Annotated in this window: 21 protein-coding genes; 13 read left to right on the top strand and 8 right to left on the bottom strand. The window is 63.6% G+C overall.

The features are described 5' to 3' along the window. Positions 1–177: 177 nt before the first annotated feature. Genes WEB61_RS01585 through sigJ form a run of 3 tightly spaced genes read left to right on the top strand, consistent with a single transcriptional unit; the run spans position 178 to position 2,064 of the window. On the top strand, positions 178–600 hold the full coding sequence (locus WEB61_RS01585; RefSeq protein WP_368062575.1) for a hypothetical protein: 423 nt from the start codon (positions 178–180) through the stop codon (positions 598–600). 22 nt (positions 601–622) lie between these two features. Next, complete coding sequence (locus WEB61_RS01580; RefSeq protein ID WP_368062574.1) at positions 623–1,174, top strand: hypothetical protein; 552 nt, start codon at positions 623–625, stop codon at positions 1,172–1,174. Continuing rightward, positions 1,171–2,064: an RNA polymerase sigma factor SigJ gene (gene sigJ / locus WEB61_RS01575; protein ID WP_368062573.1), complete on the top strand. Its 894-nt coding sequence runs from the start codon at positions 1,171–1,173 to the stop codon at positions 2,062–2,064. Before WEB61_RS01580 ends, sigJ begins: the two co-directional genes overlap by 4 nt. A gap of 10 nt (positions 2,065–2,074) precedes the next feature. Here the strand turns inward: sigJ and xerD are convergent, their stop codons facing one another. From xerD to WEB61_RS01560, 3 genes are read right to left on the bottom strand one after another with little or no spacing between them, the layout of a single operon-like run. Beyond that, a complete protein-coding gene (xerD, locus tag WEB61_RS01570; protein WP_368062572.1) occupies positions 2,075–3,034 on the bottom strand; it encodes a site-specific tyrosine recombinase XerD in 960 nt (319 codons plus the stop codon). 19 nt (positions 3,035–3,053) lie between these two features. Continuing rightward, the gene (locus tag WEB61_RS01565) at positions 3,054–4,991 is read right to left on the bottom strand and encodes a hypothetical protein (RefSeq protein ID WP_368062571.1); all 1,938 of its coding nucleotides are present in this window, start codon (positions 4,989–4,991) and stop codon (positions 3,054–3,056) included. Next, entirely contained in the window at positions 4,972–5,115 is a 144-nt protein-coding gene (locus WEB61_RS01560) for a hypothetical protein (RefSeq protein ID WP_368062570.1), read from the bottom strand. The genes WEB61_RS01565 and WEB61_RS01560 overlap by 20 nt, the downstream gene beginning before the upstream one ends. Positions 5,116–5,399: 284 nt before the next feature. On the opposite strand from WEB61_RS01560, the gene WEB61_RS01555 reads away from it, so the two are divergent. The 3 genes from WEB61_RS01555 to WEB61_RS01545 are packed head-to-tail and all read left to right on the top strand — an operon-like array spanning position 5,400 to position 8,437. Continuing rightward, positions 5,400–6,032 (top strand): shikimate kinase, encoded by a 633-nt coding sequence (locus WEB61_RS01555; protein WP_368062569.1) that lies wholly within the window; start codon positions 5,400–5,402, stop codon positions 6,030–6,032. Continuing rightward, the gene (gene aroB / locus WEB61_RS01550) at positions 6,025–7,143 is read left to right on the top strand and encodes a 3-dehydroquinate synthase (protein WP_368062568.1); all 1,119 of its coding nucleotides are present in this window, start codon (positions 6,025–6,027) and stop codon (positions 7,141–7,143) included. The genes WEB61_RS01555 and aroB overlap by 8 nt, the downstream gene beginning before the upstream one ends. Before the next feature lies 1 nt (position 7,144). Next, positions 7,145–8,437 (top strand): HlyC/CorC family transporter, encoded by a 1,293-nt coding sequence (locus WEB61_RS01545; RefSeq protein ID WP_368062567.1) that lies wholly within the window; start codon positions 7,145–7,147, stop codon positions 8,435–8,437. Here WEB61_RS01545 and WEB61_RS01540 read toward each other — a convergent pair. Then, positions 8,434–8,715: a BolA family protein gene (locus tag WEB61_RS01540; protein ID WP_368062566.1), complete on the bottom strand. Its 282-nt coding sequence runs from the start codon at positions 8,713–8,715 to the stop codon at positions 8,434–8,436. The genes WEB61_RS01545 and WEB61_RS01540 overlap by 4 nt on opposite strands. Positions 8,716–8,821: 106 nt before the next feature. On the opposite strand from WEB61_RS01540, the gene WEB61_RS01535 reads away from it, so the two are divergent. The 3 genes from WEB61_RS01535 (at position 8,822) to cobT (ending at position 12,528) form a co-directional block, all read left to right on the top strand. Further along, a complete protein-coding gene (locus WEB61_RS01535; protein ID WP_368062565.1) occupies positions 8,822–9,493 on the top strand; it encodes a J domain-containing protein in 672 nt (223 codons plus the stop codon). Between the two features lie 129 nt (positions 9,494–9,622). Continuing rightward, positions 9,623–10,594: a cobaltochelatase subunit CobS gene (gene cobS, locus WEB61_RS01530; protein WP_368062564.1), complete on the top strand. Its 972-nt coding sequence runs from the start codon at positions 9,623–9,625 to the stop codon at positions 10,592–10,594. A 23-nt stretch (positions 10,595–10,617) separates the two neighbouring features. Next, positions 10,618–12,528: a cobaltochelatase subunit CobT gene (gene cobT, locus WEB61_RS01525; protein WP_368062563.1), complete on the top strand. Its 1,911-nt coding sequence runs from the start codon at positions 10,618–10,620 to the stop codon at positions 12,526–12,528. Between the two features lie 4 nt (positions 12,529–12,532). On the opposite strand, the gene WEB61_RS01520 is transcribed toward cobT, so the two are convergent. Then, on the bottom strand, positions 12,533–13,156 hold the full coding sequence (locus tag WEB61_RS01520; protein WP_368062562.1) for a helix-turn-helix transcriptional regulator: 624 nt from the start codon (positions 13,154–13,156) through the stop codon (positions 12,533–12,535). Positions 13,157–13,307: 151 nt separating this feature from the next. Between WEB61_RS01520 and WEB61_RS01515 the strand changes: the two genes are divergently transcribed. The 3 genes from WEB61_RS01515 (at position 13,308) to WEB61_RS01505 (ending at position 17,182) form a co-directional block, all read left to right on the top strand. After that, positions 13,308–14,480 (top strand): MFS transporter, encoded by a 1,173-nt coding sequence (locus tag WEB61_RS01515; protein ID WP_368062561.1) that lies wholly within the window; start codon positions 13,308–13,310, stop codon positions 14,478–14,480. Positions 14,481–14,550: 70 nt separating this feature from the next. Then, positions 14,551–15,963, top strand: coding sequence for an MATE family efflux transporter (locus WEB61_RS01510; RefSeq protein WP_368062560.1), 1,413 nt, complete (start codon positions 14,551–14,553; stop codon positions 15,961–15,963). A 91-nt stretch (positions 15,964–16,054) separates the two neighbouring features. Beyond that, positions 16,055–17,182, top strand: coding sequence for an esterase-like activity of phytase family protein (locus tag WEB61_RS01505; RefSeq protein WP_368062559.1), 1,128 nt, complete (start codon positions 16,055–16,057; stop codon positions 17,180–17,182). On the opposite strand, the gene WEB61_RS01500 is transcribed toward WEB61_RS01505, so the two are convergent. The 3 genes from WEB61_RS01500 to meaB form a co-directional block, all read right to left on the bottom strand. Then, on the bottom strand, positions 17,100–17,780 hold the full coding sequence (locus WEB61_RS01500) for a hypothetical protein (protein ID WP_368062558.1): 681 nt from the start codon (positions 17,778–17,780) through the stop codon (positions 17,100–17,102). The two genes, WEB61_RS01505 and WEB61_RS01500, sit on opposite strands and share 83 nt — an antisense overlap. A gap of 159 nt (positions 17,781–17,939) precedes the next feature. Continuing rightward, on the bottom strand, positions 17,940–18,230 hold the full coding sequence (rpmB, locus tag WEB61_RS01495; RefSeq protein WP_368062557.1) for a 50S ribosomal protein L28: 291 nt from the start codon (positions 18,228–18,230) through the stop codon (positions 17,940–17,942). 100 nt (positions 18,231–18,330) lie between these two features. Next, positions 18,331–19,464 carry a methylmalonyl Co-A mutase-associated GTPase MeaB gene (meaB, locus tag WEB61_RS01490; RefSeq protein WP_368062556.1) on the bottom strand — a complete coding sequence of 378 codons (1,134 nt, stop codon included), beginning with the start codon at positions 19,462–19,464 and terminating at the stop codon, positions 18,331–18,333. Between the two features lie 53 nt (positions 19,465–19,517). On the opposite strand from meaB, the gene WEB61_RS01485 reads away from it, so the two are divergent. Then, on the top strand, positions 19,518–19,885 hold a 368-nt coding region (locus WEB61_RS01485), incomplete at its 3' end, for a DUF3108 domain-containing protein (protein WP_368062555.1).

Raw genomic sequence — 19,885 nt, 5'->3', positions numbered from 1 at the left:
CCACATTTTTGCAAGTGCGCGGCACACTGGCCCGTGCCCGCGCCCTTGTCAACCGCGCGGGCTCACAAGGGTAAACGGCGGAATCCTGCGCCCTTCCGCCCGCCCTCCGCCCGTCTGTCACAAGTCGGCCCGCCGCTCCGTCTTGATACCGACGAGCCACCATTCCGGAGCAACGCCATGACAACTCTCGCGACCGCAAGCCCCGCCGGGCGCCTTTTGAAACCCGCCGCACTTGCCCTCTGGGGCGGACTCTGGCTCGGCAACGCACTCTGGATGCTCGCCGACCCGGCCGGCTGGTATGGCGGCGTTGACGGTGTCGCCAACACCGGCCCTTACAATCCGCATTTTGTGCGCGACATCGGCATGGCCTATCTGACGCTCGCCCTGCTCGCCTTCGCGGCGATCCGCTGGACCGCCCACGCCGCGCCGCTGATCGGCGCGGGCGCGCTCTTCCTCGGCCTGCATGCGATCCTCCACATCTGGGACATCGCGGCCGGCCGCCTGCCCGCGGAACACATTCTGATGGATATGCCGGGCGTTTTCGCCCCGGTCATCATCGCGGCACTGCTGATGTGGTGGTGCGCGCCGTCCCGCGCCTAACTTTCACGCAAAGGAAACAATCATGTTCGGATTTCTTGCCCGCCGCCTCATCGACGCACAGGAGCGAATGACCGGATCGAGTGCCGATTATGCCCGCGACCTCTATGCGGGCTCGCCCGGCGCCTTCTGGCGCTTCACGATTTCCATGATGTCGTCCCGCTACGTGAAGACATTGCCGCCGGAAGTCTACTGCGTCGCGGGCTTCGCCGCCTTGCGCGCCGAAGATTGCGGCCCCTGTGTCCAGATCGGGGTCAACCTCGCTCTCGCGCAGGGCATCTCACCCGCCCTTGTGCGCGCGGCCGCAACGGGGGACACAGCGTCCCTCGGCGAAGAGAACCGCCTGGCCTATGAATTCGCCCATGCGGTCGCGACGCGCGACTTTCGCGCCGAGGAATTGCGGCCCATGGTCGAAAGAAACTGGGGCAAGGCCGGTCTTGCCGAACTGGCGCTGGAGATTGCAAGTGTGCGGAACTATCCGGCAATGAAACGTGCTTTGGGCTATGGTCAATCCTGCCAGCGCGTCGTCATTGAGGGCGAGGTGACCGATGCGCGGCCGAAGGAGGCAGCGGCATGACCGCAACGGCGAGACCGGCGGAAAGCGACGCGACATTCGAGCGTCATCGAGTCCGCGCCTTCTCGGTCGCCTATCGCATTGTCGGCTCGGTGAGCGACGCCGAGGATGTGGTGCAGGAAGCCTGGCTGCGCTGGCGCGGCATCGACGCGAACACCATCCGCAATCCCGAGGCCTGGCTCGTCACCGCGACGGCGCGCCTCGCGATCGATGCCCTGCGCGCCGCCCGCACGCGCCGCGAAACCTATGTCGGCTCGTGGCTGCCCGAGCCGCTGGTCGAGGCCGCCGCTGACACCGAGCCGACGCCGGAAGACCGCCTTGCGCTGGCCGACGACGTGTCGATGGCGCTGCTGCATGTGCTGGAGCGTCTCGCGCCGGAAGAACGCGCTGCCTTCCTGCTGCACGACGCTTTCGACTATGACTACGGCGAACTGGCGGCCCTTCTCGGCAAGTCGGAAGCGGCATGCCGCCAGACGGTCAGCCGCGCACGCCGCCGCGTCCATGACGAGCACGCACGTTTCGACACCAGCGCACGCGAACATGCGCGCCTCGCCGCCGCCTTCAGCACCGCGATATCGAACGCCGACCCGCAAGCGCTGATCGAATGCTTCACCGGGGATGTCGTGTTCTATTCGGATGGCGGAGGAAAGGCGATTGCGGCACTCAATCCGATATACGGTGCCGATCACGTGATGCGCTTTTTCCTCGGCATACTGAGAAAAAGGCCGGATGGATTTGTTCCAAAACCGGCATTGGTGAACGGATTGCCGGGCTTCATTGCCTTGGACGACACCGGCATACATTCGACGCTCGGCTTTGCCGTCACCGGCGGCAAGATTTCGGCTCTCTATATGATGCGCAATCCCGACAAGCTCGCGCGGATAAAGCTCTAGACGCTCCTCGTCAGGACGCCTTGCCCTTTTTCGCCAGCGGATGATGCGTCTGCACCAGGTCCTTCAGCCGCTCGTCCAGCACATGCGTGTAAATCTGCGTCGTCGAAATATCGGCATGGCCCAACATCTGCTGCACCGCGCGCAGATCGGCGCCATTGGCCAGCAGATGGCTCGCGAAGGCATGACGCAGCGTATGCGGCGACACGCGCGAGGGATCGAGCCCGGCCGCAATGGCGAGGTCTTTCAGCAATTGTGCGAAACGGTGACGCGTCAGGTGGCCCTGCCGCCCGCGCGACGGAAAGAGCCAGGGCGATGTCCTGTCGCCGAGCCGCTGTGTGCGCATGGGCAAATAGGTGTCGATCGCATCGCGCGCCGTCTCCGAGAGCGGCACCAGCCGCTCGCGGCCGCCCTTGCCGCTGACCGAAAGAAACCGCTCGTCGCCCCGAACCGCGGATAGCGGCAGTCCGACCAGTTCCGACACGCGCAGGCCCGTCGCATAAAGGACTTCCATCAGGCAGACAAGTCGCGCGCGCTTGTAGGCCAGCACCGCCTCCTCATGCGTCCGCCCGTCCGCCGCGCGGCGGGCGGCGGCCAGCAACCCGTCCACTTCCTCGACGGAAAGCGTTTTGGGCAGTGGCCGGGCCCGGCGCGGTCCCTCGATCGAACCGCAGGGGTCGTCCTTGCGCACACCGTCGGCAAAGAGAAAGCCATGAAACTGGCGGATCGCCGAAAGCCGCCGCGCCGCCGTCGACGCCGACAGGCCCTGCTCGGCGATATACTCCAGATAATCGCGAATATCCTTGGCCACCGCCTCGGTCTGCGCTTTTCCGCGTGTCGCGAGAAAGCTGGAAAAATCCCTCAAATCTCGTTCATAGGCATCAAGCGTATTGCGCGCCGCGCCTCGCTCGGCACTCAGCATTTCGAGAAAGGCTTCGAGATGACGCCCGCGCTCCATGAATACTTTCGGCATTTCAATCACCCGATGTTACTCAACCACGCCCGGCATAGCTGCGCGCGAGAAGCGCTTCGAGAGCGAGCCGCCGGGCCTCGCTTTCGAGATTGGCGGCCTTGAGACTGGCCGTCGCTTGCGCCGCCGCTCTGGGATGCGCCGCGCCGGGCCCGTTCGAACCCAGCACGTCGAGCGTCAGCAAAACCGTTTCGCCGACGGCCTTCTTGTGACCCGCCATCTGCAATTGATTGAGTAGCGCCTCGGAGGGCGCATCGCCCGGCAGCGCGCCGCGCGCATCAAGCAGCGCTTCCCAAACGGCGGGTGTCGGCGAATGGCCGAGCGCGTCCAGAAGCATCGCCTCGCAGGCCGCGAACACCTGCGCCTTGCGCTCGCCCGACCGGAGGTCGGCGATAATCTCGGCCGACACACGCTCGCTGTCGAAACCGGCCGCAGTGCCGCCGGCGACCCGCATCAGCGCCGCAAGCTCGCGCCCGTCGCGACCGAGGCCCGGTGCGGATTGCATCAGCGCAAACCATTCGTCGGCCTTGCGCGGTTCCCCGAGAGCAAGGAAAGCGCGCGTGGCGCTCGCCGCCATCGGGCGCAGCGCTTCGGACGGCGTCATGCCGCCAAGCTCTCCATGAAGCGCCTCGATCGTCGGATAATAAAGCCCCGCCGATTCGGCCGTCGCAAAAGCAAGCTTGAAAAGCCGGATTCGGTCGTCGGCGGCGACCGCGGTCCCAATCGCCTGATGGATCATTGCGCGCCGGAGCGGCGATGTCTCGGGAATGTCGGATGTCAGCAGGCCCGCCATCTGCTCTTCGGTGAAACTGGGCATCCTGTAATAGGTCGCAAGCTCAAGCCCATCGATCAGGTCGTAGCGCGCCGCGCGTTCGGCCACCGCCAGCCGCACGGCATCGCTCAGAGTACCGTCCCGCAGCAGACCCGGCAGCAAGGCGGGTTCGGCGATCTCGGCCACATTGTCCGGCAGGTCGCGACCGGCCAGACGATAGAAGGCGGCATCGACGATGCCGAGCGTATTGGGTTCGGGCGCGCGCAACTGGATGCCGGCGGCCGCCTGACCGGCCAGCGAGAAAAACAGCGCATCGTTGAGTCCTTCCTCGCGTGCAAGATCGAGCGTCAGGTTGGCGATTTCGGGGTTGCCGGCAACGATCTGACAATAGGCGCTGAGCTTGACGGCGAAAGCCGCCATGTCGTTCCGCGCCGGGTCGTTGCCGGGTGGAATATCGGCAAGCGCCGCGCAGGCGCGATTGTCGTCGCCAGCCGCCAGCGACGCGCGCGCCAGCTCGACCGCGACCAGCGGCGAGCGGTTTGCGCCGCCCGCCAGCGCCAGCTGCATCGCTGCCTCCGCCTGGCCGGCGGCCAGAAGCCTGTTCAGCCGTGCCGCCAGCAGCGGTATGCCGCCGCCCGCGCCTTCCGGCGCCCGCGCGCCCGTCAGCAGCAGACGGCGCGCCAGATCGTCCATGACCGGCGAGCCGCTCGCGACCGGAAGCCGCATCAGATAGGTCTCGATATCGGCGCGCGAGGCGCCCTCCCACATGGCCGTCCCGAGACTGCCCTCCTGCACCCCGATCAGCCCGACGCTCGACGTGTCGACGCCGGACAGGGTACCGATCTGGATATCCGACCGTTCTCCGCCGGGCACGGCGCTCAGCATGCGGACGGCAGGCTCGCTGGACTGGCGGCCGGTCGGAAACAGCTGCGAGGGTGCCGCGGGAGAGACGGCCCGCATATCGGGCGAGGAAAGGCCCGAGGCCGGCGTCGTCGCGCCATAGCCCGGTGGAACGATGCGCTGCGGACCGTCGCTCGATGGCGCGGGCTGGCGCATGGGCTCCATGCCGGCAGGCGCCTGCAGGATATTGGCCTCCTGCGCCAACAGCGCCGGGACAGGCATCGCCATTGAAACGAGGAGCGCAAGACCGGCGGCGCGACGCCCTTGCCTAGCGCGGAAACTGGCCATCGGGGAGAACCTTCTCCACTGTTTGCACTTCGGGCGCGACGGCCCGATCGAGATAAAAAATCCCGCCGACGATTGCCACCGCAAGTACGGCAACGACGACAAGGAGGCCGGTAATGCGGCGCATCGTTTCTTCCTTCTCCGGGCCCGTGGCGGACCTTCGGTTTCAAGCCGCCGTAATGGGGGAAAGCCTTAGGCCCCGCTTGCGGCGAAAATGGGGCGCGACGGGCGCGCCGCCATGCCTTATCTACTGCCCCGCCCTTGCTGGAACCATGCTAACAATCCGGTAGGATAGCGGGTTTTCACCGCCTCACGGGCCGGCTTGGGCCGGGGAACGGGCCGCAGAATAGAATAGCAAGGTTAAGACCGCTATATCGGGCGAGCATGTGTCTTCCTGGTGAATGTGAGCCCATGTCGGACGGAAAAATGGCAGGCAACGAGCAGCGCAGAACGGCAGAGGCGGAGCAGGGGGAGACCCTGGCGCCGGCGCCGCTTGACGCGCGCTCGATCGTGCTGGTCGGGCTGATGGGGGCCGGCAAGACCACCGTTGGCCGCCGCCTTGCCCGCCGCCTCGGTCTCGACTTTGTCGATGCGGACGCCGAAATCGAGCAGGCGGCCGGCGAATCCGTTGCGGAAATCTTCGCCCGTCACGGCGAGACCGCCTTCCGCACCGGCGAGCGGCGCGTCATCACCCGTCTGCTGGCCGGTCCGCCGCATGTGCTGGCAACCGGCGGCGGCGCCTTCATGGATCCGGTGACGCGCGCCAACATCGCCGCGCGCGGCATCTCCATCTGGCTGAAAGCCGATCTCGACGTGCTCATGAAGCGCGTCGCCAAGCGCGGCGACCGGCCGCTGCTGGCAAACGGCGATCCGCGCGCCACCATGAAGCGCCTCATCGACGAGCGTTATCCGGTCTACGCAGAGGCCGACATCGCCATCGAAAGCATTGAAGGCCCGCATGAGGCGGTCGTCGAAACCATCATCGGCAAGCTGAAGGAATTCCGCGCCCGCGGCGGCGGAGAAGGCGGAGAAGACAATGACTGATACCGTTCGAAAGATCGCCGTCGATCTCGGCGACCGCACCTACGACATTCTGGTCGGACCCGGCCTCATCGCCGATGCCGGCACGTATCTCAAGCCGCTGCTGCGTCGCGCGCGCCTCGCCATCGTCACCGACGAAACAGTGGCGCGCCTTCATTTGCCGGCATTGCAGAAGAGCCTCGATGCGGCCGGCATCCGTCACGACACGATCGTGCTTCCGGCCGGCGAAGGCACCAAGTCTTTCGCCGCACTTGAAAAGCTGACCGGCTGGCTGCTCGAGACCGGCATCGAACGGGGCGATCTCGTCGTCGCGCTGGGCGGCGGCGTGATTGGCGACCTGACGGGTTTTGCCGCAGCAATCTTGCGCCGTGGCGTCGATTTCGCGCAAATCCCGACAACACTGCTCTCGCAGGTCGACAGTTCGGTCGGCGGCAAGACCGGCATCAACACGGCACAGGGCAAGAACCTCGCCGGCGCCTTCCATCAGCCGCGTCTGGTGCTGGCCGATGTCGCCGCGCTCGAGACGCTGCCGATGCGTGAATTTCTCGCCGGCTACGCCGAAGTCGTCAAATACGGATTGATCGCCGACCGCGCCTTTTTCGACTGGCTGGAGGAAAATCTCGATCGCCTGAAGGAGGGCGACCGCGCGGCGCGCATCCACGCCGTTGTCAAGAGCTGCGAGGCGAAGGCCGCGACCGTCGCCGCCGACGAACGCGAAAGCGGTGTCCGGGCGCTGCTCAATCTCGGTCACACCTTCGGCCATGCCCTGGAAGCGGCAACCGGTTTTTCGCAACGTCTCGTCCATGGCGAGGGCGTCGCCGTCGGCATGGCGTTGGCCTTCGATCTGTCGGCGCGTCTCGGCCTCTGTTCCGGACAGGACGCCACCCGGGTCCGCCGGCACCTCGCACGTGCCGGCCTGCCCGCAGGGCTCGCCGACGTGCCCGGCCCCCTGCCCGATGCCGATGGCTTGATTGCGCTGATGGGTCAGGACAAGAAGGTCCAGGACGGCAAGCTCACCTTCATTCTCGCCCGCGGAATCGGCGAGGCCTTTGTCACGCGCGATGTCGACCCGGACATCTTGCGCGCCGTGCTGCGGGAACGGGAGTCCGCCTGACATGCTGTCCCTTGGTCTCAGCGCCATTCTCGGCGCCATCCTGTTGCTGCTGCTGTTCTCGGCCTTTTTCTCGGGCTCGGAAACGGCGCTCACAGCGGCGTCCCGCGCCCGCATGCACCGTCTCGCCGAGGATGGCAATAAGCGGGCCCGCACGGTTCTCGCCCTGACGGAGGACCGCGAGCGCCTGATCGGCGCCGTGCTGCTCGGCAACAACCTTGTCAACATTCTGGCCTCGGCGCTGGCGACCACCCTCTTTCTCGCCCTGTTCGGCGACGCCGGCGTCGTCTACGCGACCCTCGTGATGACGGCCGTCGTCCTGGTCTTTGCGGAAGTCGCGCCCAAGACCGTCGCCATTACCAACACCGATCGCGTGGCGCTGGCCGTCGCACCGATCCTGCGCGTCGTGACGTTTGTATTCGGACCGGTCACAGCGGCGGTGCAGTTCATTGTCCGCCATGCCCTGCGTCTCTTCGGCCTCGACGTCGACGAAAACCAGCAGGTGCTTTCCGCACATGAAGAGTTGCGCGGTGCGATCAACCTGCATCATCACGAGGGCAGCGTGGTCAAGATCGACCGCGACATGCTGGGCGGCATCCTCGATCTGCATGATCTTGAAGTCAGCGACATCATGGTTCACCGCAAGAACATCGTGATGATCGATGCATCGCAGCCCAACAGCGAAATCATCTCGCAAGCACTGGCAAGCCCGCATACGCGCATTCCATTGTGGCGCGACGATCCGGAAAACATCGTCGGCGTTCTTCACGCCAAGGATTTGCTGCGCGCGCTAGCAGGCGCAGCCTGGAACGCCGATAGCATCGAGATACTTTCGATTGCAGCAAAGCCCTGGTTTGTGCCTGACACGACGGCGCTGCAGGATCAGCTCAACGCCTTTCTTCGCCGCAAGACGCATTTCTCCCTTGTCGTCGACGAGTATGGTGCCCTGATGGGCCTTATCACGCTGGAAGACATTCTTGAGGAAATCGTCGGCGACATTCGCGACGAGCACGATATTGAGGTGGCCGGCGTCCGTCTGCAGCCCGACGGATCGGTCGTCGTCAGCGGCGTCGTGCCGATCCGCGACCTCAATCGCGCCTTCGACTGGTCCTTGCCCGACGAGGAAGCGACGACCATCGCGGGTCTCGTGATCCATGAGGCGCGCACGATCCCGGAAGTCGGTCAGACCTTCACGTTTCACGGCTTCCGCTTCGAGATATTGCGCCGCCAGCGCAATCAGATCGTCCAGCTTCGCATCGCCCCCGCCCGCACCGTCAAGGCGGGTAAAGGTGGCTAACGCTCCGCTGCCGCTTCTTCCGGCGTCATCGCCTTGATGCCGAGCGCATGGATCGGAGAACCCATTTCCTCTTTCAGCGCTGCCGTCACCATGCGCTGGCGCTCCACCCGCGACTTGCCGGCGAAGACCGGGGCAACGATGACAACGCGGAAATGGCTCTCTCCGTCCGGCCGATGCCCGGCATGGCCTTTGTGGAGATGCGACTGGTCCTCGATTTCCAGTTGCGTCGGTGCGAGCGCCGCTTCGAGCTTGCGGCGCATGGTCTCGGCGACAGACATGGCAGTTTCCGGTTAACCTGTTTGTTAATGCATGGATAGTCGATGCAATGGCAAGATGCGCGATGCTTCCTTGTTTTAGCTCCAACGCCAACACATAATTTGGATTGTGAAACTGAACTCGAAATATTTTGATTCGATCCGGATCGCACCGCGCAAGATGCGCGGTCTGGAACAGCCGTCCCATGTCCGCACCGCTGCCCGTGAGGCACCCAGGCACTGCGAATGGGCCGGTTGCCGCGAGCCCGGTCTCCATCGTGCGCCGCGCGCCAACGCAACGGCGGCCATGGATGCCGGCGGCGATACGCAATATGCGTGGTTCTGCGAGACCCATATCCGCGAATTCAATGGAAGCTACGACTTCTTCAAGGGCATGAGCGACGCCGACATCGCCACTTTCCAGCGCGATGCGCTGACGGGCCACCGGCCAACCTGGAATCTGGGCGTTAACGCCGCAAATGCGGCTTTCGGGCCCCATTTTGGCGCCCGCAGAGGCCGAACTTCGCCTTTTCGCGATGCCTTTGGCTTTTTTGAGGATGCCGCAGGGTCAGCCCATCCTGAGGAGCCGCAGATGCGGCGCAAGCCCCGGGCACTGGAGCAACAGGCGCTCGATACGCTGGGCCTCGACGGGACCGCCTCCTTGAACGAGATCAAGGCACGGTATAAGGAACTGGTCAAAAGACACCATCCCGACGCCAATGGCGGCGACAGGTCGGCCGAGGAGCGTCTCCGCAAGGTCATTCAGGCCTACGATTACCTCCGCAAGAGCGGCTATCGCTGATTGGCAGCGGGCGGCGAGGGACATGGAAGCGCTCCGCCGGGGCGGCGTCCCGGTTCGATGATGAACGATCGGGTTTTGAACGACACGTACGGAAGTAGGCCAGGAATGAGCTTTGAAGCAAGAAACGGCATGACCGAAAATCTCCCGGACAAGAAAATCTCCGTCCGCGAGACGTTCAAGATCGACTTCGACATGGAGGTTCCGGCTTTCTCGGAGCCCAACGAATATGTGCCGGATTTCGATCCCGACTACCTCTTCGACCGGGACACGACAATCGCGCTTCTGGCCGGCTTCGCCTTCAATCGCCGTGTCATCGTTCAAGGCTATCACGGCACCGGCAAGTCGACCCATATCGAGCAGGTGGCGGCACGCCTCAATTGGCCCTGCGTTCGCATCAATCTCGACAGCCATATCAGCCGTATCGATCTCGTCGGCAAGGACGCGATCGTGTTGAAGGACGGCAAGCAGGTAACCGAATTCCGTGAAGGCATCCTGCCCTGGGCGCTGCAGCACCCGGTGGCGCTGGTTTTCGACGAATACGACGCCGGCCGTCCTGATGTGATGTTCGTGATCCAGCGCATTCTGGAAGCCTCGGGCAAGCTGACGCTGCTCGATCAGAACCGCGTCATCCGTCCGCACCCGGCGTTCCGCCTCTTCGCGACGGCCAACACCGTCGGCCTCGGCGACACGTCGGGCCTCTATCACGGCACGCAGCAGATCAATCAGGGCCAGATGGACCGCTGGAACATCGTCACCACGCTGAACTATCTGCCACATGCCGAAGAAGTGAACATCATGCTCTCCAAGCTGAAGAGCTACGACACGGAAGAAGGCCGCAAGCAGATCGCGGCCATGGTCCGCGTTGCCGATCTCACGCGTTCGGCTTTCATCAATGGCGACATCTCGACCGTCATGAGCCCCCGCACCGTGCTGACCTGGGCCGAAAACGCCAAGATTTTTGGCGGCGACATGGGCTTCGCCTTCCGCGTTACCTTCCTCAACAAATGCGATGAGCTGGAGCGGGCGACGGTGGCCGAATTCTACCAGCGCTCCTTCGGCGAGGATCTTCCGGACTCGGCGGCGAACATCAAGGTCGCCTGAAAACGCGAAAAGCGGCAAGGCCCATGAAATCGAAGGAAGGTCCCGTCGAACCGTTCAAGCGTGCGCTGGCGCAAACCATGCGCACGATTGCGGCCGAACCGGAGCTGAACGTCACTTTCGGGACGGAAGCGCCGGGCCTGCGGGGCCTGCGCGCCCGGCTGCCCCTGCCGAGCCGCACCCTGCCGCCCGAGGAAGTGGCGCAGGTGCGCGGCGTTTCCGACGCCTATGCGCTGCGTCTTGCCCATCACGACGAGAAGATCAATGCGACGTTGCAGCCCGAGGGCGGCAACGCACTCGCCGTTTTCGATGCGGTGGAACAGGCGCGCGTCGAGGCCATCGGCGCCAACCAGATGGCCGGCATGTCGCAAAACCTGACCGCCGCGCTGGAGCAGCGTTGCGCCTCACGCGGCTATGACCGCATCTCGTCGCGCGACGAGGCGCCGCTTGCCGAAGCCGTCGCCATGATGGTGCGTGAAAAGCTGACCGGCGAGGCGCCGCCGCCTTCGGCCCGCAAGTTGGTCGACCAGTGGCGCTCATGGATCGAGGACAAGGCCGGCAGCGATCTCGACCGGCTCGGCGAGGTGATCGAGGACCAGAAGGCCTTCGCGCGCGCGACGCGCGACATTCTGGTCGATCTCGACATGGGCGACGAGCTCGGCGAAGCCCCGGATCAGGCGTCCGACGATGCCGACGATCAGGAAGGCGACAGCCAGGACAGTTCAGAGCAGAGCCAGTCGGGGGAAGCCGAACAACCCGAAGGCTCGTCGGCCGATCAAGTCGAGTTTTCGGACGGCGAAGGCGAGGAAGGCGACGAGCAGACCGTCGAGGTCGATGCCGACGATATGCCGTCCGACGGCGACACGGACGAAACCAGCGAAGGCAACCAGCCCTGGCGGCCGAACCAGCAGGGCGACGACAGAAACCGCGCCGCCTACAAGATATTCACGCCGCAATATGACGAGGTGATCGCTGCCGAAGATCTCTGCGACCTCGAGGAACTGTCGCGCCTCAGACAATATCTCGACCAGCAATTGCAGCAGATGCAGGGCGTCGTTTCGCGCCTCGCCAACCGCCTGCAGCGCCGGTTGCTGGCGCAGCAAAACCGCACCTGGGAATTCGATCTCGAAGAAGGCATTCTCGATGCCGCGCGCCTGACCCGCGCGGTCATCGATCCGATGCAGCCGCTTGCCTTCAAGGTCGAGCACGACATGAATTTCCGCGACACGGTGGTGACGCTGCTGCTCGACAATTCGGGCTCGATGCGCGGCCGGCCGATCACGGTGGCGGCCATGTGCGCCGATATTCTGGCGCGCACGCTTGAGCGTTGTGGCGTCAAGGTCGAGATTCTGGGTTTCACGACACGCGCATGGAAGGGCGGCCAGTCGCGCGAGCGCTGGCTGGCGGAAGGCAAGCCGGCCCAGCCCGGCCGCCTCAATGACCTGCGCCACATCGTCTACAAGTCGGCCGATAGTCCATGGCGGCGCGCGCGGCGCAATCTCGGCCTGATGATGCGCGAAGGTCTGCTGAAAGAGAATATCGACGGCGAGGCGCTGATCTGGGCCTACAACCGCCTGCTGGCGCGGCCGGAACAACGCCGCATCATGATGGTGATTTCGGATGGCGCGCCGGTCGACGATTCGACGCTTTCGGTCAATGCCGGCAATTATCTCGAAAAGCATCTGCGCTCGGTCATCGAGCAGATCGAAAGCCACTCGCCGGTCGAACTGATCGCCATCGGTATCGGCCACGACGTCACGCGCTACTACCGCCGCGCCGTCACCATCGTCGACGCCGAGCAGCTTGGCGGCGCAATGACCGAAAAACTCGCCGAGCTTTTCGACGACGAGACGACGTTGCGGCGCGGCCAATTGAAGGCGCGTGGCCAGGACGCCAAAAAGCGCCCGAAACCCGCCGTCGCGCGCGCCGTGCGTTAGACGGTCACTCGACTTTTCCGATCCGGTAGGTGCAGCGCCGCCCGCCATCGAGCAGGTATTCTTCCCGCTCGACCCGCGCGCCCTCGCCCAGCATTATCCGAAAGAGTGCGAGTTCCGACCGGCAGAAACCCTGACACGCGGTCGCCGCCACGCAGATCGGGCAGTGATCCTCGATCAGAATGAAATCCGCGCCGTCGCGCTCCACGCGGGCCATATAACCCTCGGCAGCGCGAACCGCCGCCAGCGCCTCGACGCGCGCTTGAAGCGCCGCCGTACCCGCCAACGCCTTCTCGTAGGTCAGCCGCATGTCGCGCTCGCGTTCGGCGATCAGTTCCGCGAGGCCTTCCTCGCCGAAGAGACGGCGGACGTCGCCGATCATCTTGGCGGTCAGCTCGGCATGCGCATCGCCGAACCGCGCATGGCCTTCGGGCGTCAGCTGCCAGAATTGCCGAGGCCGTCCTACGCCCTCGGCACGGTCGAAGGGAGCAACATGCCCAACCTTGCCGAGAGCATGCAGATGCCGGCGCGCGCCCATCGAGGTCATCGACAGCGAATTGCCAAGCATTTCGGCGGTTTGCGGACCGTTCTTCTTGAGGAGGAGGAGAATCTGTTCGGGCGTTGAATGCATGCTTGCATCATGCCTCGGGACGGTCTGTTTTTCAACTTGATCGTTTATAAAATAGTCTATGAAATTCAGCGGCTTAATCGAAATTTCGAAAATCTTCTTTATTTTATAAACTATATTGATTATTTAATGGCGTCCTTTTGGAGCGCCCTCCATGTCGAGCTTTGTTCCCGTCCAGCCCCGCCGCAAACGCAGCCTCGCCGCAGCCATCATCTCGATGGGAATGGTCAATCTTTCCATGGGGATCGCTTTCCCGTTGGCCGCGCTGATCATGGCCCGCCAAGGCGCAGAACCGGGACTTATCGGCTTGTCGGCCGCCGCCCAGGCCGCACCGGTGTTTCTGATCTCGCCGATCGCACCCTGGATCATGCGCCGGTTCGGCCCGGCCAATGTGATGATCGGCGGCTTGTTGCTGGCTGGTTTCTCCTTCCTGCTGATCGGCTACTACGCAAACTTCCTCGCCTGGTTTCCGCTTCGCTTCCTGCTCGGTGTCGCCGGCACGCTGCTATGGGCGACCAGCGAAGCCTGGATCAACGCGCTGGCCGAGGACGCCAAGCGCGGAAAGATCATCGGCATCTACGGTGCCTCGGCGGCGGCCGGCTTCGCGCTCGGTCCGGCAACACTGGTGGTGCTCGGAACGGGCGTCGAGCCCTTCTATCTGGGCGGCGCATTGATGATTGCAGCCGCCATCCTGGTGACCACCGCCGACAAGAGCCGTAACCACTTCGAAAAAACCGAAAAATCGTCGCCCATATGGCGTCTGGTCTTCGTCGCGCCGGCGGCGCTGCTGGTCAACGTGTTCTATGCCGCCGCCGAAGAATCGCTGGTGACATTTTTCCCGCTATACGCAATCCGCAGCGGCATGGCGGAAAGTGGAAGCCTTGCGCTTCTCACAGTCGCGGCGATAGGCGCGATCGTCATGCAACCGATCGTGGGTGTCGCCGCCGACAAGATAAACCGGCTCAACCTCCTGATCGGCCTCGTGATTGCAACGATAGCGGGTTACGCCCTGCTACCTTTCGCCGTGCCCACGCTCGTCGCTACCGGCGTCATCCTCTTTCTGGTGGTCGGCCTCGCCAATGGCATTTTCACACTCGGTATGGTGCTGGTCGGCGAGCGCTTCCGAGGCGCGGAGCTGGCCGGCGCAAGCGCCTTCACGACTGCAATGTGGGGCACCGGCGCGCTTGTCGGCACGCCCCTTTCGGGCTTTGCCATGCAACTCTGGGACCCGCAAGGCCTTGTGCTGGCGGTCATTCTGATCTTCGCGGCCTACCTGCCGTTCCCGTTACTTGCATGGATGCGGCAGCGAAAATCCCGCACCTGCTGAAATCGGCGCTTGAGCTTCAGACGGATACGGATAATCTGCGCGGCTTTTCTCCGTTCCGGATTTTACCGCCATGCGCACCGCGCTTGCCACATTCCACTTGGATCGCCGTCTCTGGATCGATGAGGCGAAAGCGACGCTTGCGTTGTCGTGGCCGCTGATTTTCACCAATCTCGCACAGGTCGCGATCAACGCCACCGATGTGCTGATGATGGGTTGGCTCGGTCCGAACACGCTGGCCGCCGGTACGCTCGGCTCCAACCTCTATTTCGCCGTCTTCATCTTCGGCATCGGCCTGATGACCGCCGCCTCGCCGATGATCGCAGCCGAACTCGGCCGCCGCAAACATTCCGTGCGCGACGTGCGACGCACCGTACGCCAGGCATTGTGGGCCGGTCTCACCATCGTCATTCCGTTCTGGGTATTGCTCTGGAACGCGGAGTGGATATTGCTCGCGCTCGGTCAGAAGCCCGCACTGGCGGCAGAAGGCGCATCCTACGTTCGCGCCATGCAGTGGTCGTTGCTGCCGATGCTTTTTTATATCGTCCTGCGCGCCTTCATTGCGGCGCTCGAACGACCACGCTGGGCATTCGTCATCAGCGGTATCGCCGTTCCATTCAACGCCTTCGCCAACTATTGCCTGATGTTCGGGAACTTCGGCTTTCCCGCACTGGGTCTTGTCGGCGCCGGCATCGGCAGTGTGCTTTCCTGCAGTTTCATGTTCGTCGCGCTGAGCCTTGTCGTGCTCCTCGACCGACAGTTCCGCCGTTATCATTTGTTCGGGCGTTTCTGGCGCGCGGACGGGACGCGCTACCGGGAAATCTGGCGACTCGGCTTGCCTATCGCCGTGACGCTCGGCCTCGAAGTGTCGGTCTTCAACGCCGCCGTTTTTCTGATCGGGCTTTTCGGCGCCGCATCGCTTGCCGCTCACGCCATCGCACTACAGATAGCCGCCATCTCTTTCATGGTACCGCTCGGCTTCTCCCAGGCCGTGACGGTACGCGTCGGCCGCGCTTACGGCGCTGGCGACCGTGAAGCAATCCACCGTGCCGGCTGGACACCATTCGTCATGGGTGTCGCTTTTATGGGACTTATGGCGCTGGTGATGATCCTCTTTCCCTATCCGCTGATCGGCGCCTTCCTCGACCGGACTGCACCCGAAAATGCCGGCGTAATCGAGCTTGCCGTCACGTTTCTTGCCGTTGCCGCGCTCTTTCAGGTCTTCGACGGCGCGCAATCGATCGGTGTCGGCATGTTGCGCGGCCTGCACGACACGCGTGTACCGATGATCTATGCCGGCATCAGCTATTGGCTGATCGGCCTGACATTGGGCGTCGTGCTGGCATTCCCGCTGGAAATGGAAGGTTTCGGCATTTGGCTCGGCCTCGCAACGGGCCTTGCCGCCGCTTCCTCGCTGATGCTTTATCGCTGGATTCGCCGCGGCACGCTGCGGCTCGACGAAGCACCATGGGCGCGGCACGGTTGAGGCTCTTGTGCGCGGACCGTGCGCCGATATGATGCCTCCCGGCCGGGCCGTCGGCTGAAATCTCGGGGCCCGAAGCGGAAGGATCGGTAAATTGCGTCGCTCGAACATGACCGCCGGTGTGCTGGTCTTTCTTGCGCTCATTGTCGCCAGCGCGCCCGCCTACGCGGATGCACAGCGCATTGACCTCAGCACAAACACGCTCGACTGGAACCCGGAAGACCGTGACGAAACACATACCGGCAAGCTGAAGTGGGCGGGCGGCATCGAGATCAAATCGCCGATACAAGAGTTCGGGGGCTGGTCGGGACTTGCCGTCAACCCGGACGGCACCATGCTCCTTGCCGTTTCGGACAAAGGGCAGTGGTTCAGCGCAATGATCCTCTACGATGAAAGAGGGCGCCTTTCAGGTCTTGCCGAAGCCCGCATGGCACCGATGCTCGGGCTCGACGGCGAGCCGATCTCGGGCAAGATGCTCGGCGACGCGGAAGGCCTCATCGTCGACACCGAAGATACATTGGCCGGCAAGGCCTATGTCAGCTTCGAACGCGCGCACCGCATCTGGCGCTACGATCTCGGCACCAACGGTTTTCTGGCGCGACCCGAACAGCTCCTGACGCAACGTCATTTCGGCCGTCTCAACGCCAATAGCGGCATTGAATCGATTGAACTGTTGCCCGCGTCGGAACCCGGCGGGGACCCGCGTATCCTCGCGATCACGGAAGACACATTGGATCCGCGCGGCGACACCAAGGCTTTTGTCGCCGACGGTCATGATATTTCATGGTTCGCGATGAGGCCGCGTAAACCCTACAAGCCGACCGATATCGCGATGTTGCCCAATGGCGACTTTCTGCTGTTGGAGCGGCGCTTCTCGATGCTGGCGGGTGTCGGTATGCAGATGCGCCTGATCCGCCGCGACGACATTGTTCCTGGCGCGGTGACGGATGGCGAAATACTGGTCGATGTCGGACCGCGTTATTCGATCGACAATATGGAGGGGCTGGCCGTTCGCCAGGACAAGAACGGCGATTTGCTGATCTATGTGATTTCGGACGACAACTTCAATGTTCTGCAGCGAACGCTGCTCTTGATGTTTCGACTGAAAAGCGATGTCATGGCCGCTTTAACGGCTGCGCCTACGCCCCTCCGAAACCCGACAACGGACGAATTGTCCGACGCAGCATCCCGGTTGGAAAAAGCTGCAACAGCGCCCAACTGAAATAGATACCCGCCTCGATCGCAAAGCGCGCAATCAGTCCGCCGTCCCACTGCGCAGTCGGGCGCATATTGAAGGTGATTGAAAACGCGATCCCACCGATCAAAGCCGCAAGAAAAGGTGCCTTCCACCATGGAATGCCGCGCACCCAGTCGAAGGTCAATATGGCGACGAGCTGCGCCATCGCCATAGCCCCGACAAAGGCCGCAGCCTCGGGATAAGGTACGATCTCCTCGCCAAAATCGGCAATGAAGCCCTCATGCAGCGCCCATGTGAGGACGCCGCCGATCAACAGCCATGCGACAAAGGTGGCGGTAAGCGTCAGCGCCGGCCCGTAACGGCGGCTGGTCAGGTTGAGAATGAAGAACACAGCAGGCAGGACCACAAGACCCCATGTCAACCATTCCGAAGCATCGAGCCGCGGATCGAGCCGGGCAAGATAGCGAGCTTCCGCTACGGGCAGATCGCGGACCAGAAAGGCGACGGCAAAGGCGGCGCACAATGCGATCACGGGAACAATCAGTCGCAAAAAACCTGTGGTCAGCCGCGAAAAGAAACCTGGCCGACTGACCGGCACGCGATCGACTCCACTATCCAGCATCCGCACACCCCCAAGACACAGCGGCGAAGTCTAACGGGGCTGGGCACGGCCTGAAAAGGCCATGACCGGACTTTCGGTAAACGGGGTAAAATTTACAGGCAAAGAAAAAGGCGGCTCGGGAGCCGCCCACTTCTTAACCACAGCGCTGGCCGGCTTCGGTCAGGCGGCCACTGCCTGCGCTTTTTCGATGGCGCGCTTCAGCTTGAGCGCCCGCGACGAAAGCTGGGCATCGGCTGCCTTGAGCAGGAACGGGTCAAGCCCGCCATTGTGCTCGACCGAACGCAGCGCATGCGCCGAGATACGCAGGCTGACCTGCCGGCCCAGCGCATCGCTGATCAGCGTCACCTGGCAGAGGTTCGGCAGGAACTTGCGCCGCGTCTTGCGGTTGGCATGGCTCACATTGTTGCCGGACATCACGGCCTTGCCGGACAGTTCGCAGCGGCGGGACATGGGGACTTCCTTTGTAAATTCGTCGGGCCGCCGCAGTTTCCCGCGCAGCCCATGCAGGCGGGCACGTATAAAAGGCCCGTGGGTGCCCGTCAAGGCCCGTTCAGGCCTCTTCTGCAGGCCCAAGCACAAGGCCGAGCAACCGCCTTGCGGCTGCCGTGGGGGTCGTCCTGCCCTCCTCGACGTCTCGTTCCAGTTCCGGCACCAACGCCGCCACCCTGGGATCGGTCTTGAGCCTCGAGAAGAGGCCTTCCCGCAACTCGGTCCAGAACCATGCTCGAGCCTGGTCAGCCCGCAGCCGGGCCAGATCGCCGCTCTCCGTTAACACTTTCCGGTGCGCTTCGGCGGCTTCCCAGACCGCATCGAGCCCCTCTCCCTTGAGCGCGGAGGCCAATACGACATGCGGCGTCCAGCCCGCTCTTTTGGGCCGCATCAAATGGAGAGCCGCCTGATATTCCGTCTGCGCGCGCCGCGCCGCTGGAACAAGATCGCCATCGGCCTTGTTGACCACGATCAGGTCAGCAAGCTCCATGATGCCCCGCTTGATTCCCTGCAACTCGTCGCCGCCACCCGGTGCAAGCAGGAGCAGGAACATATCGACCATGTCGGCGACGGATGTCTCGGACTGTCCAACACCCACCGTCTCGACAAGGATAACGTCATAGCCGGCCGCCTCGACGAGCAGCATGGCTTCGCGCGTCCGTCGTGCGACGCCGCCAAGTGTGCCGCCTGAAGGCGACGGCCGGATGAAAGCATTGGGGTCACGCGCCAGCAATTCCATGCGCGTCTTGTCGCCGAGGATCGAGCCGCCGGTTCTCACCGATGAGGGATCGACCGCGAGAACTGCAATCCGAAGGCCCTTGCCCGTCAAAAGCCGACCGAACGCCTCGATGAATGTCGATTTTCCGACGCCCGGTGTTCCGGAAAGGCCCAACCTTGCGGCTTTGCCTGTTTCCGGGAGCAACGCAGCCAGAAGTACCTGCGCGATCTCCTGATGATCTGCGCGCGAGGATTCGACCAGGGTGATACCGCGCGCTAGTGCACTGCGGCTGCCGCCGCGGATGCCGGCCGCCAGTTCCACCGGATCCGGCAGGGCCCGATTCAGGGCGTGCCGCTGCCGTTGCTTTTTGTCGGGTCCATTTGCCATTCCAGTTGCATACTTGGTCAGGACCGGCTCCGTCCAGCCCCGCTGCTGCTCCGGATGGTCGTTCAGGTCCTGTTCATGCGGCTTTGGCAAGCATGAACCCCTCTCCGCCGCATCCGGCCGGCCCGGTCAAGCAGAGTGGAACAATGGCCCGAACGATATACACCACAGACTGGAAAACGATGGCAGCAGGTCTCGTGCTGGCGTTTGTCGCGCTTGCGCCAAGTTCGGCACCTGCCGCAGCCCCCGTCCCCGCCGCGCTGGAACCCGAAGCGCCAAGCGTGAGCGCCGATTACACCGTCTATATTGGCGGTTTCAAAGCAGCAGAGGGCACGATCAACGCCACGCTGCGCGACGAGTATTATGAATTGAGAAGCGTTCTCGGCATTGCCGGTATGCCGAGAAATTTCTTCGACGCCAAATGGACCATGGAAAGCGAGGGCCACATTGGCAAAACACGGCCGCAACCGGCGCGCTTTGCCTTTCACTCCAACGAGCAAGGCGAGATCAAGTA

The sequence above is a fragment of the Parvibaculum sp. genome, assembly GCF_040882025.1.
In the GTDB taxonomy this organism is placed as follows: Bacteria; Pseudomonadota; Alphaproteobacteria; order Parvibaculales; family Parvibaculaceae; genus Parvibaculum.
Note: the sequence above shows the minus strand (reverse complement) of the source record. Positions and strands in the feature narration are given on the sequence as shown.